Consider the following 12122-nt stretch of genomic DNA (forward strand, 5'->3'; position numbering starts at 1 on the left):
GGATCTGTCCGCGCCTTCAACGAAGCGTCCCATCCATATCCCCCATCAGGAAACGGAGGAATCGTAACCGACTCGTGGCTTTTCACACAGCCAGGGTCACAAGCCGACGCCTGACGGGCGGTAGCGGCAAGTCCGCTATATGGGACATTGGCGGACGTCACGCCTTGCCGCTCGGACAGCGCGCTTCGGCTGGAAGCGGACAGCGAGACGGCAGACAGCGGGCGCGAAGCGTCGCGTCGGGATGAATTACAGGAAGCTGGCGTCTGGCGGGGTGGAATCCGGGCCCGGCCGGGCTTCCCCTGGCGGCCCGTATGGCCTATGACGCTGCAACGCAACATTCCCCCCAAAAAGACCCCATGATCCGCCTCGACAACGTCAGCAAGCAAGCCGGCCACCAGATCCTGTTCATCGAAGCCTCCGCCGCCCTCAACAAGGGCGAGAAGATCGGCCTCGTCGGCCCGAACGGCGCGGGAAAGACCACGCTGTTCCGGATGATCGCCGGTGAGGAACTGCCCGATGAAGGGCAGGTTTCGACCGATCGTGGCATTACCATCGGCTATTTCAACCAGGACGTCGGCGAGATGAGCGGCCGCAGCGCCGTGGCCGAGGTGATGGATGGCGCAGGTCCCGTGAGCGAGGTCGCAGCCGAGTTGCGCGAGCTCGAGGCCGCGATGGCCGACCCCGACAAGGCCGACCAGATGGACGAGATCATCGCGCGCTATGGCGAGGTGCAGCACGCGTTCGAGGAACTCGACGGCTATGCGCTCGACGGCCGCGCGCGCGAGGCGCTGTCCGGCCTCGGCTTCAGCCAGGAGATGATGGACGGCGACGTCGGCAAGCTTTCCGGCGGCTGGAAGATGCGCGTGGCGCTGGCGCGTATTCTTTTGATGCGCCCCGACGTCATGCTGCTCGACGAGCCGAGCAACCATCTCGATCTCGAAAGCCTGATCTGGCTGGAAAAATTCCTGCACGATTTCGAAGGCACGCTGCTGATGACCTCGCATGATCGCGAGTTCATCAACCGCGTGATCTCCAAGGTGATCGAGATCGATTCCGGATCGCTCACGACCTATACCGGCGATTACGAGTTCTACGAGCAGCAGCGGGCGCAGAACGAGAAGCAGCAGCAGGCGCAATTCGAGCGCCAGCAGGCCATGCTCGCCAAGGAGATCAAGTTCATCGAGCGTTTCAAGGCGCGCGCGTCTCATGCGGCCCAGGTGCAGAGCCGGGTGAAGAAGCTCGACAAGATCGAGCGGGTTGAGCCGCCGCGCCGCCGCCAGACCGTGGCGTTCGATTTTCCGCCGGCGCCGCGCTCGGGCGAGGACGTCGTGGCGCTCAAGAACGTCTACAAGGGTTACGGCAGCAAGCGCATCTATGACGGCCTCGATTTCATGATCCGCCGCAGGGAGCGCTGGTGCGTGATGGGCGTCAACGGCGCCGGCAAGTCGACGCTGCTCAAGCTCATCGCCGGTGCGAGCGAGCCGGACGAGGGCACGGTGGCAGTCGGCGGCAGCGTCAAGATGGGCTATTTCGCTCAGCACGCGATGGATCTGCTCGACGGTGAGCGCACCGTGTTTCAGTCGCTCGAAGACCAGTTTCCGACCGCGGGGCAGGGCTCGTTGCGCGCGCTCGCCGGCTGCTTCGGCTTCTCCGGCGACGACGTCGAGAAGCGCTGCCGCGTGCTGTCGGGCGGCGAGAAGGCGCGCCTCGTGATGGCCAAGATGCTGTTCGATCCGCCGAACTTCCTGGTGCTGGACGAGCCGACCAACCATCTCGACCTCGCCACCAAGGAGATGCTGATCACGGCGCTGGCGGATTTTGAGGGCACCATGCTGTTCGTCTCGCATGACCGCCACTTCCTGGCGACGCTGTCGAACCGCGTGCTGGAACTGACGCCGGAAGGCATCCACCAGTTCGGTGGCGGCTACACGGAATATGTCGCGCGCACCGGGCAGGAAGCGCCGGGGTTGCGGAGCTAGTTTTTGCTCTTGCGCGAGATCGTGGCGATCGCCTCGATCTCGTTGGTCCAGATCCCGCCGGAATAGGCTTGCGGCAGCCGGGCGAACAATTCGGGCGTATCGATGCCGGTGGAGAACTCGCCGCCGCTGTAGGGGCCGAGCACGAAGACCGCGCTGTTGGCGTCGGTCATGCGATTGAGGAAGCGATCGGGCCAGCCCCATAGCCAGGGCGCGGCGTTGATCGGTACCAGCACCATCGCGTTGCGGCAGGCGGCTGGCATCAGGCCGGTCCAGCCATAGCCGATATAGCGGATCAGGCAGCTCCGGATGGCCCCGCGCGAAATGGTGCGGACATCAGGGGTGAGGCCACGGATCACGTCTATGGGCTCGTCGCCGCCATAGACCATGATCGTCCGGCGCCGCTCGGCCGGGAGCGCGTTCAGCACGGCGGCAAGTTTCTCGCCTTCGTTTGGGTCTCGGCTCTTCACGTTGATCAGGAGTTTCTTGTCAGGGAAGGCGGCGAACACCTCCGACAATGTCGGCATCATCCCGATGCCTTTACCGCGAAACGGGAATGTCTTGCCGCCGTCGGCCGTGTAGCCGTAGCCGATGTCAAGCATTTTCAGTTTCGCCATGCTCTGTTCGCGCGTGACGCCTTGGCGGTCGGTACGGCAGTCGAGAGTCCAGTCATGGAAAACGGCGAATTCGCCGTCGGTCGTCGGGTGCACGTCGAGCTCGACCGCATCGGCGCCGGCGTCGAAGCTCGCATGCATCGAACGGAGGGTGTTCTCGAGGTAGTCATGCGCCGGCGGCAACATTCGCGCGGCGGTGCAGGTGTCGTTCCTCACATCGCGCTCGTCAAACCGTTGTGCCATACCGCGATGCGCGAGCAGCACCGGTTTGCCGTCGCGATGCGGCGCCAGCAGATCGGTGTTGTTGATGTAGACGCCCGCGGCCACGGCAATCAGGACTGCCGTGACGACTCTGAGTTTCCTGCCCAACAGATATTCCCCATTCCAGGGTTATCGTCGGCGGCGTTTGAGGTTGATTTGCGGCAATCGGGGTGCATGGGAGGCCTGTACGCCTCGCGGCTTGAACGGTCCTATGTCGCCCGCTACGTTTCCTCCCAAAAAGGGAGCGAACAACCATGAAGCAACTGCGGATCGGCGACATCACCATCGATGCGGTGATCGAGCGGGAAGGGCCGTGGCGGCGGCCGCAGGATTTCTTCCCGGCCTATGACGAGGGCGTGTTCGCCCGTCATCTGCCGACGATGGAGCCGGAGGTGTTCGATGCCGCGCGCGGCATGATGGTGATCACCTATCAGACGTTTGTCGTGCGCACGCCGCGCTACACCATCCTCGTCGACACCTGCACCGGCGAGGACAAGGGCCATCCGCCGCCGTTCGATTTTCCGGGCAAGGAGCGCTGGCGCAACGAATTGTTCGCGCTCGGCATCTCTTTCGAGCAGATCGACTACGTCTTCTGCACGCATCTGCACATCGACCACACCGGCTGGAACACGACCTTGCGCGACGGGCGCTGGGTGCCGACGTTTCCGAATGCAAAGTACGTCTTTCACAAGGGCGAGTACGCGGCCTGGGAGGCCGAGAATGCCAAAGGCAACAACCCGCCCGGCACCGTCTTCCGCGACAACTGCTTGCCGATCGTCGAGGCCGGGCAGGCGCTGCTGGTCGACGATGACTACGCGCTCGATGACACCGTCACGCTGACGCCGACGCCGGGGCATTCACCGTGTCATTGCTGCGTGAATATCTTTTCGAAGGGGAGCCGCGCGGTGGTCGCGGGCGATCTCATGCATCACCAGATCCAGTGCCGCGAGCCGGACTGGTCGGCGAAGCCGGATTGGGATGCCAGGCAGTCGGCGGTCTCGCGGCGAAAGTTCTTCGCCTCCGTTGCGGATACCGACACGCTGATCCTGCCGATCCATTTTCCGGCGCCGACGGTCGGGCTGATCAAGCCGCTGGATGGGGCGTTCGACTATCGGTTCAAGCGGGACTAGGCCTGTACGCCCAAATCAGTCCTTTCCCGCCGTATTGATCACGGCCCGGCCGCCGTCGATATATGAAATAGGCGGCCATTATCGAACGATTTCAAGCGTGACATTGACCACGCCGATCTTGATCATTCCAAGGGCCTGGGCCGCACCCGATGTAACGTCGATGATGCGTCCATGAACAAATGGACCACGGTCGTTGACTCTCACGATCACGGACTTTTTGTTCAAGACATTAGTCACGCGCAGGCGCGTTCCGAAAGGCAAGGACGGATGCGCCGCATGCAGCGCATGCTTGTTGAACCTCTCGCCACTCGCGGTCATCTGGTCTTCCGAGTAGAAACTCGCAAGCCCGAACAGTGGGGTTTCCCTTCTAGGATGTTTCTTATGAAATGCATGCTGATGGTTGCTCTTCCGATGCGTTGCGCGCCGAATGTCGCCGTGAGCTTTCGGGCCTTGCCCTGCTGCGCGCTGACGCCGTCGGGGTGATTTCGTGGCAAGCGAGGGGAGGTCGTTGGCGTTTGGCGAACCGTTTGCGTCGCGGGTATGGTCATGCACTTCCAGCGGCGTTGCGCCAGGGACAATCGCCGACTTCGTTATTCGACCGAACTTCGCATGCGCAGAGTCAATTCCACCATCGAATGCGATGCATGACGCAGCAATCGCGGTAGCAGCGAGCAGTGCAGGTTGACCGCTCCATCGTTTCATGATGGCCCCCCCAGCGCCTCAGCTGGTTGGAGTAGTTCGGTTCCAGGAATTGCCGGCTTTGACATATGTCAACGTTGCCGTGGAAGGCAGCGGAGTTGCCATTTCGGTCAGCGCCCAGCCGACGCGCAACGAGAATTTGCCCAACTGCCCGCACATCGCCGCAAAGAACAGCCGCTGGCCTTGGGGAAGCCAGCGGCTCTGGCATCCCGCAAACCAATGGTGCAGGGCGCGTAGAGGTGGGCCGTGCGGCCCACCGAGATCAGATGCCAAGCGCGCTGGAGATTTCGCCGAGGGTTGCTTTCTCGGCGTCGCTGACCTGAACGCCCCCACCGAACCACCCTCCGCCTTCCGATGCAGCCTCAGCCGTCTTTTGACTAATCTGACGCAGCCAGCCCTTGAAAGCCGCGGCATCATCCGGAGCTTTCGCAGCAAGCAGCGCCGTGACTTCATGCAACGATGCGATTGTCTTGGTCTTGATCTCGGCCGGCGTGCTCTTGCCGAGCTCTGCCTTCAACCCGTCATGAGCCGCGGCCCGGCCGTCGCTCGTCTGGAAGTCGGCGACCACAGCCTTTACCAAGGGGTTGGCATTGGGATCGGTGGCCGCCTGGGCGAGCGCGGTGCCGCCAGCAAATGATTCCTTCAGAAGGCCAAACAATCCGCTCGGTTCGGCAGCCGTAATGGCCATTCCAGCATTCATCGGGCTTCTCAGGAGGAGCGCCCATTCATCCTTGGTGAAACTGGTCTTGTCGGCCATGGAGTCTTCTCCTTTCATCTTGCAGGACGGGAGGGTGGGAAACACGTCCCGTCCTGAAGTGTGGCGAGTTTATTGCGTGTGACGTCTCTGGCTTTCAGGCTTTCGCCAACTGGTCGAGCTTGGCACGAAGATTGTCGATCACTGGCTTTGCGATCGTGCCGGCCGGTGTCGCCGAGACCTTGTCGCACATCTGATTGATGGCCGGCGCCGCCGCGACGATCAGCTTGGCAAGCGCGCGTCGCGCTTCCGGAGAAAGCTTGGCAGCTCGTGCCGTGACGCCATCCAGCTGTGAGATGGCGTCGTTGATCTTCGGCAGGGCCGCCTGCGCGCTAGCTTCATCGGTGATGGTCGGCAGTTGAGCCTGCAGCGTACCAAGGGACGAATTGACCTGGTTCGCCAGATTCACGCCGTCAACGGTCAGATCCGCGGGCGCCATGCCCACAGTTCCGGTTGAGGGCCGCGTAATGTTTGTACTCTGAGCGACCGTCGGCTCGGTCGGACGCTGAAGCGCATATATGGCAAGCCCGGCAACGATAACGAGCGCGGCGAGCCAATATGGCCATTGCGACCGGCCGGCGGCCATGGCGGCCTGGCTCGCGCCAGTAGCGCCGGAAACGCCGGCGATCCGGCTCCCTGTGGCGGCGGCAGTGGCCATTCCACTGCGTGCCTTGTCGATCAGGCCCGCGGCGCCGAGTTGATCACTGAGGCCCGATGGAATCGCCGCCATGATCTGATCTTTCTGCGAGCGCAGAAGCGATGCCAGTCCGTTTGCATCCATCCCGGCGTCATGCTGCTGCTTGCCGAGCATACCCAGGACCAGCGGCCCGACCACGGCGAGTAACGACTTGCCGCCGCCATCGCCCATTCCCGCGAAACTCCCGATCGCCTGGGCCATGGTATCCATGGTTCGGCCTCCAAGCAGTCCGGACAACATGCTCGAACCCGTCTGAGCCAGGTCCGGGGCGCCGGCGTTGCGCAACATATCCATGGGATTGCTGCCTTGCTGTTGTGACAGCAGCTTTGACAGTTGATTGGCGCCGGCCGGGGTTCCGACCAGATCCGACAGGCTGGCCAGTATGGTCGGGATGGCCGCTATTGCGGCCTTCTGCGTCGCGCTTCGGTCCATCCCAAGAAAGGAGGAAATCTGCGCAATGACTTCAGGGGTCAGGAGCTGTTGTGCAGCTGAAATGAGATTGACGGCCATGGCGGTCTCTCCACTACGTTGCAGGTCTGTTGGTTGCCCCCTAATTCGCGAATTTGATGTGACAGGCGTCGATGGTTCCGAACGGCGCCTATCGCCCAAGTTGAGATTGCATCGATAGTTCGACTCCTTGATCCAGATCAAAGGTCTTCGGTACAGGGCAAATGCGAAGAGTTCGGCGCGAGATATCCAGTGCGCTGCGGCCCATCAGGCGGACCTGGTTGAGAGGCATCGATGTTTCGCTGACGGGCCAGGATTGGCTATCGGCTCCGAGCACCGCAATGCCCGCTAGCGGGCATGATGACGCGCAGTGGGATTGTACCAGAAGACAATTGTTCGTCGCGCGGACATCCACGTTACTGGCAGTGCGCGGGTGGGCTGCGGTCCGCGCCTCGATGACGGTCCCGGAACCTCACACTCAACCCAAGTCCGGGGCCGTCGTTTGGATAATCCAAATTGATCAGAAGGATCGTCGACCGCGTATCGAACTTCGCCAGTTTCTTGCTCGCAAGCCCTGGATGCGGGCGCGCGGCGCTAGCTTGCCCGCGCTGCGGATGTGAAGCCTCCCGCGAGAACGTTCAGCGGGGACGAGCTAGGGGATGCTCTCACCTGATTTGCGAGCAATGCGGAAAGACCAGTGATATTGCAGGATGGCGGCTGCAGGGTCTTTCCGAGCAAGGCTCAGGGCCACTTATCGGATGAGTTATGTCCGCCGGCCTGGGGCGAGCGCAGAGGTGCCGATGTGGGCGCGAGGGACTCGTTCGCCGCTTTCGTCGAGCGACGACGCAGGAGCTATAGCGTCGCAAAGCGTCTTCTGTCTCCACATGAGCGGCGGTCGAGCCGGAAAGCTTGGATGATCCATTTGGAGGAGGCGGCGATGTGGATGCTCCGTTGGCTAATCCTGGGCAGTGCGGCGATCCTGGCGATCGCCTCGGCTACAGCCCAAACTTACGATCCCAGCCACCCCGTCTGCCTTCAGAGATGGGAGTGGGGTGGCAGCACCTATTTCGAATGCGCTTATACGTCATGGGATCAGTGCCGAGCGTCGGCGATCGGACTTTCCGCGATGTGCGTGGAGAACCCGTATTGGCAGCGACCGCAGGCGAGGCTATCAGGCGGCCGCTTGCGTTCATCAATCCCATACTGATACGCCCGGCGACAGTCTGCCAAGCGCAATTTTCGCGCGCAGCATTTCCGTTGCTATTCGATCACCTCGTCGGCTCGGGCGGACAGCGTCATGGGAATGTCGAGACCAAGAGCCTTGGCGGTCTTGAGGTTGATATTCAGGATCACATCCGTCGTCTGCTGGACGGGAAGCTCCGCCGGACGGGCCCCTTTCAGAATGCGATCAACATAGCTTGCAGCGCGTTGCCATAGTTTGAAAAGGTTGGCCGAGTACGACATCAGTCCTCCTCTCTGAGCCGAGTCGCGGAATGGATAGATCGCCGGCAAGCGCCGCTCTGCAGTGAACTCGATCAGGCGGGGAACGAGGGGTATCAGCGATGGATCGTCGGTGACGACGAGACCATCGAAGCCTCTCTCCCCAAGCGCGGCGAAGCTGTTGTCGATGTCCGCGCGCCGTATCGAGAGAGCCGTCAGCTCGATACCGAGACCGGGCGCCGCTTTCTGCATGAGTTCGACTTGGTTGGCGGTCGTCGGATTGTCAGGATTCCACAACACTGCGACACGGTGCACTTTCGGTGCCGCCTCCTTCAGCAGTTCCACCCACTTGACACCGTATTCGCCCGAGAGCTGCGACAGCCCGGTGATATTGCCGCCTGGTCGGGCAAGGCTTGCCACAAGACCGGCTCTGACCGGATCTCCGCTCATGCAGACGATCGGCACCGTGGACGTTGCACGTTGCGCAGCCTGCGAAATTGGTGTGCCTGGAGTCACGAGAACATCAACGTTGAGCGTGAGAAGTTCAGCGATCAATGCGGGAACGCGCTCCGGCTCTCCGTCGGCGTAGCGTTCTTCGAGCAGCAGGTTGCGCCCCACGACATATCCCAGGTCCGCAAGTCCCCGACGGAAGCCGGTCTGGTAGTACAAGTCCGTCCCGCGAACGCCACCCCAGACATAGCCAACCCGCGGCACCGCGGGTTGCTGCGCGTGGGCCGCGAGGGGCATGACGGTCACCGCAGCGCCGAGAAGCGCGACAAGATTGCGGCGTTTCATTCGGTCACCTCGCGACGCCCTACCGCTGCAATATGCACCCGCGCGGGCGAGGAGTCAGGTCGATACTTCCGGGCTAAAGACCCCGCCGCGGCACACGAGCCGGCGATCAAGTCGCACCACATTTGCGCGCGCGCCGGAATCGTTCGCTGCTTTTGGCGAGCGACGACGCAGGAGGAATAAAACGCCGCAGAGCGTCTCCTTTTTCCATACGACGCGGCAGTAGAAAATTCCGGAATGGCCGTCGAACGACAACACAAACTCGTCGGCAAATATGTAGTACGGCGTGGAAATGCGGGCACCCAAGGCGTTGATATCGCGCACCAGGCACGGATGAGTCCCGTGAATTTCACCAAACGATAGCCGCGCGGCCCGGTTGATCGGTATGCGCTTCATTGCACGACGTTCGATCATGGCGAGATGCTCCCAATGAAAGACGATCGCACTCGACGAAGTCACTTTCCCGGTCCCGCCGATATCCGGAAAACGGCAATTCCCGCACGTTGATCTGTGCGGCTCACGCTAACAAGCAGCGTTGTTGTCTTATTAAAATTGGATCGAATTGGTGGTTAATTCGAACGGCTTGACGACGACGTTACTAGAGGATGGTCGTGCTTTCGACTTGGCCCGGCCATCTGATCTGTGCCGCACGGACACACATACGTGGATGCCCGGGACAGGCCCGGGCACGACGGAGTTGCAGAGTGTCCGTGCAGCAGTGGCGAACCAGCAGCGATCAGGCGCCGACCTCGCACTTCTTCATGAAGCTGTTCTTGGCGGCACCGGCAAGCGGCTTGCCGTCGGCGCTGACGGCCTTGGGCGTGCAAGCGTCGGCCTTGCACTTCTTCATGAACGAGGTCTTGGCGGCGCCGGCGAGCGCCTTGCCGTCCTTGCCGACCGCCTTGCTCTCGCAGGTGTCGTCCGCGAGGGCCGAGCCCGCTGCAAAGGTGGCGACAATCGCTGCGAGAAAAATCCGCTTCATCATGGGTGTCTCCCTAGGACAAAATTACCAAGCGGATTGGAACCGCGAATCGTGGCGCAATCAAGCAGGATCGATGCGCGCCACGACCGATGTCGGGGATTTTTCCATTCATCTGCGGTTCAGATTCCGCGCGCGAGCAGTGTCTTGAAATCGGCCCGTGCGCGTTGCGCCTCGGCCTTCGCGGCCGCGGAAGCATCGCCAAGGCCGAAATAGCCGTGGATCAGGCCGGGGCCCTCATGGTGCTTGACGCGGACGCCGGCGGCCTCCAGCGCCCGTGCATAGGCCGCGCCTTCGTCGCGCAACGGATCGAACCATGCGGTGGTCACGATCGCGGGCGCGAGCCCTTTGAGCGAAGCGGCGCGGAGCGGCGAGACCCGCCAGTCGGCGGCATCCTTGGGATCGGCGAGATAGTGGCCGCAAAACCATTCCATCGTCGCGCGTGTCAGAAAATAGCCGTCGGCATTCTCGGTGCGTGACGGATAGGGCGCGTTCTCGCGCGCATCCGCGTAGCCCCCGACGACGTCGGTCACGGGATAGACCAGCAATTGTGCGGCCAGCTTGATGCCGGCATCGCGGCAGGCGATTGCCGTGGCGGCTGCGAGATTTCCGCCGGCGCTGTCGCCGGCAACGCCGAGACGCTTTGCGTTGCCGCCAAATTCCGCGACGCGGTTGAAGATGTCACTTGCGGCGGCGAACGCGTCCTCGAAGGCGCCGGGAAAACGCGTTTCCGGCGGGCGCCGATAATCGACGGAGACGACGACCGCACCGGTCTCGATCGCGAGATTGCGCGCCTGCCGGTCGTGGGTTTCGAGATCGCCCGCGACCCAGCCGCCGCCGTGGAAGAAGACCACGGTTGGCGCAGGATTGGGGCCGACGCGATAGACACGTGCATCGAGCGGCCCGGCGCCGCCTTTCACCTTGATATCCTGCACCGTTTCGACGGGGGGCGGCGGCACATCCGCACGCGAGGCAGCCAGTGCGCGCAAGGCATCGCGGGCGCTCTGTGGCGTCATCGTGGTGGGATCGCGCAGCGGCAGCAGCGGGATGATCTGGGCGATGACGGGATCGAGCGGTGCGGGCATTTGCAGGTCCTCGCTGGGTTCTTGGTCTTGCTTGCGGGGTAGCATAGATTTGGCGTACCGCATCGGCAACCGGTTACGCGTTACAATTGCAATGCCGCGGAATGAACGGTCAGGGAGGTCAAGAGTTGGAATTCGAAACGCTGGTCCAGTCGCGCCGCAGCGTGCGCGGTTTCAAGCAGCAGCAGGTATCCCGCGCGGTGATCGAGGCGATCATCGGGAGCGCCAAGCGTGCGCCGTCGTCGATGAACACCCAGCCCTGGCATGTCCATGTGCTCACAGGCCCTCCGCTTGAAGAGCTGCGCCGCCGCAACATGGAGGAGATGGTCGGCGGCGCCAAGGTCAAGCGCGACATCATCAGCCACGGCGAATACCAGGGCATTCATCGCACCCGGCAGGTCGACATCGCCAAGAAGCTGTTCGGCGCGATGGGGATCGCGCGCGACGACAAGCCGATGCGGCAGGACTGGGTGCTGCGCGGCTTCCGCCAGTTCGACGCGCCGGTCTCGCTGGTGCTGACCTATGACCGCGTGCTGGATCCCGGCGCGGTCTGCCATTTCGATCTCGGCGCGCTCTGCTACGGCATCGTGCTCGCGGCCTGGGACCGCGGTCTCGGTTCGGTGATCAACGGGCAGGGCATCATGCGCTCCGACATCGTGCGCGAGGTCGCGAAGATTCCGGAAGACGAGGTCATCATGACATGTGTCGCGATGGGATATCCCGACGACAGCTTCGCCGCGAACGCCGTTCGCTCCGATCGCGAGGGTAACGACGATTTCGTGCGTTATGTCGGCTTTGCCGACTAGTGCGGGAAGTCACTGATGCGCAGAGCCGGCTGACGCTGCGAGCCGACTAACGCGGAGAGCCGGCTGAGGTGGAGGAGAGGAGATTATTCTCTCGTCAATTTTTTTGATGCTGAGCCGTTGGTGGCCTCTTGCAATCTCGATCGCGCGGGAGGAACAATACGCGGAGTGAAAGGTTTGTTGCTGGCGCGAGGGAATCGACATGCGGCGGCTGGCTAGCCTGGTTCGACGGTTCTTCGGTCCGCGACCGCGGTATCCGATTGATGATGATCCAAATCTTCCCTTCACACCCGATGAGCTCGGCAAGCTGATCCGGAGTGGCAGACGCGAGGACATGAAGCTGCTTGCGGAAGGACTGGCCTCCCGGTCGATTCCGCACCGCGCCAAATACCGGGCCACGCACTAAGCGCGGTTCGTGACGAGGTCCTCGCTGCGGGAGCGCCTAGCC

At 62.5% G+C, this 12122-nt stretch carries 12 protein-coding genes; 4 read left to right on the forward strand and 8 right to left on the reverse strand.

Features of this window, described 5'->3' with window-relative positions:
• Positions 1-356 precede the first annotated feature (356 nt).
• Complete coding sequence (locus CT676_RS32160) at positions 357-1979, forward strand: ABC-F family ATP-binding cassette domain-containing protein (RefSeq protein WP_063983614.1); 1623 nt, start codon at positions 357-359, stop codon at positions 1977-1979.
• Here CT676_RS32160 and CT676_RS32165 read toward each other — a convergent pair.
• Positions 1976-2959: a glycerophosphodiester phosphodiesterase family protein gene (locus CT676_RS32165; RefSeq protein WP_135216111.1), complete on the reverse strand. Its 984-nt coding sequence runs from the start codon at positions 2957-2959 to the stop codon at positions 1976-1978. The two genes, CT676_RS32160 and CT676_RS32165, sit on opposite strands and share 4 nt — an antisense overlap.
• A 146-nt stretch (positions 2960-3105) precedes the next feature.
• On the opposite strand from CT676_RS32165, the gene CT676_RS32170 reads away from it, so the two are divergent.
• Positions 3106-3981, forward strand: coding sequence for an MBL fold metallo-hydrolase (locus CT676_RS32170; protein ID WP_135216112.1), 876 nt, complete (start codon positions 3106-3108; stop codon positions 3979-3981).
• Between the two features lie 78 nt (positions 3982-4059).
• On the opposite strand, the gene CT676_RS45445 is transcribed toward CT676_RS32170, so the two are convergent.
• The 3 genes from CT676_RS45445 to CT676_RS32185 all read right to left on the reverse strand — a co-directional run bounded on the left by CT676_RS45445 (position 4060) and on the right by CT676_RS32185 (position 6641).
• Positions 4060-4683, reverse strand: coding sequence for a septal ring lytic transglycosylase RlpA family protein (locus CT676_RS45445; RefSeq protein ID WP_244623321.1), 624 nt, complete (start codon positions 4681-4683; stop codon positions 4060-4062).
• A gap of 259 nt (positions 4684-4942) precedes the next feature.
• Positions 4943-5437 (reverse strand): hypothetical protein, encoded by a 495-nt coding sequence (locus CT676_RS32180; protein WP_063983612.1) that lies wholly within the window; start codon positions 5435-5437, stop codon positions 4943-4945.
• A 94-nt stretch (positions 5438-5531) separates the two neighbouring features.
• Complete coding sequence (locus CT676_RS32185) at positions 5532-6641, reverse strand: DUF937 domain-containing protein (protein ID WP_135216113.1); 1110 nt, start codon at positions 6639-6641, stop codon at positions 5532-5534.
• 880 nt (positions 6642-7521) lie between these two features.
• On the opposite strand from CT676_RS32185, the gene CT676_RS32190 reads away from it, so the two are divergent.
• On the forward strand, positions 7522-7785 hold the full coding sequence (locus CT676_RS32190) for a DUF3551 domain-containing protein (protein WP_343287553.1): 264 nt from the start codon (positions 7522-7524) through the stop codon (positions 7783-7785).
• A 53-nt stretch (positions 7786-7838) separates the two neighbouring features.
• Here CT676_RS32190 and CT676_RS32195 read toward each other — a convergent pair whose 3' ends face one another.
• From CT676_RS32195 to CT676_RS32210, 4 genes are all read right to left on the reverse strand, one after another.
• Entirely contained in the window at positions 7839-8813 is a 975-nt protein-coding gene (locus tag CT676_RS32195; protein WP_135216114.1) for an ABC transporter substrate-binding protein, read from the reverse strand.
• Positions 8814-8867: 54 nt separating this feature from the next.
• Positions 8868-9224 carry a PilZ domain-containing protein gene (locus CT676_RS32200; protein WP_135216115.1) on the reverse strand — a complete coding sequence of 119 codons (357 nt, stop codon included), beginning with the start codon at positions 9222-9224 and terminating at the stop codon, positions 8868-8870.
• A gap of 322 nt (positions 9225-9546) precedes the next feature.
• Positions 9547-9795, reverse strand: coding sequence for a hypothetical protein (locus CT676_RS32205; RefSeq protein ID WP_135216116.1), 249 nt, complete (start codon positions 9793-9795; stop codon positions 9547-9549).
• A 116-nt stretch (positions 9796-9911) separates the two neighbouring features.
• Positions 9912-10874: an alpha/beta hydrolase gene (locus CT676_RS32210; protein ID WP_135216117.1), complete on the reverse strand. Its 963-nt coding sequence runs from the start codon at positions 10872-10874 to the stop codon at positions 9912-9914.
• Between the two features lie 125 nt (positions 10875-10999).
• Between CT676_RS32210 and CT676_RS32215 the strand changes: the two genes are divergently transcribed.
• The gene (locus tag CT676_RS32215; protein WP_135216118.1) at positions 11000-11677 is read left to right on the forward strand and encodes a nitroreductase; all 678 of its coding nucleotides are present in this window, start codon (positions 11000-11002) and stop codon (positions 11675-11677) included.
• Positions 11678-12122 lie beyond the last annotated feature (445 nt).

Source organism: Bradyrhizobium sp. MOS001 (assembly GCF_004634465.1).
GTDB classification, from domain to species: Bacteria; Pseudomonadota; Alphaproteobacteria; order Rhizobiales; family Xanthobacteraceae; genus Bradyrhizobium; species Bradyrhizobium barranii.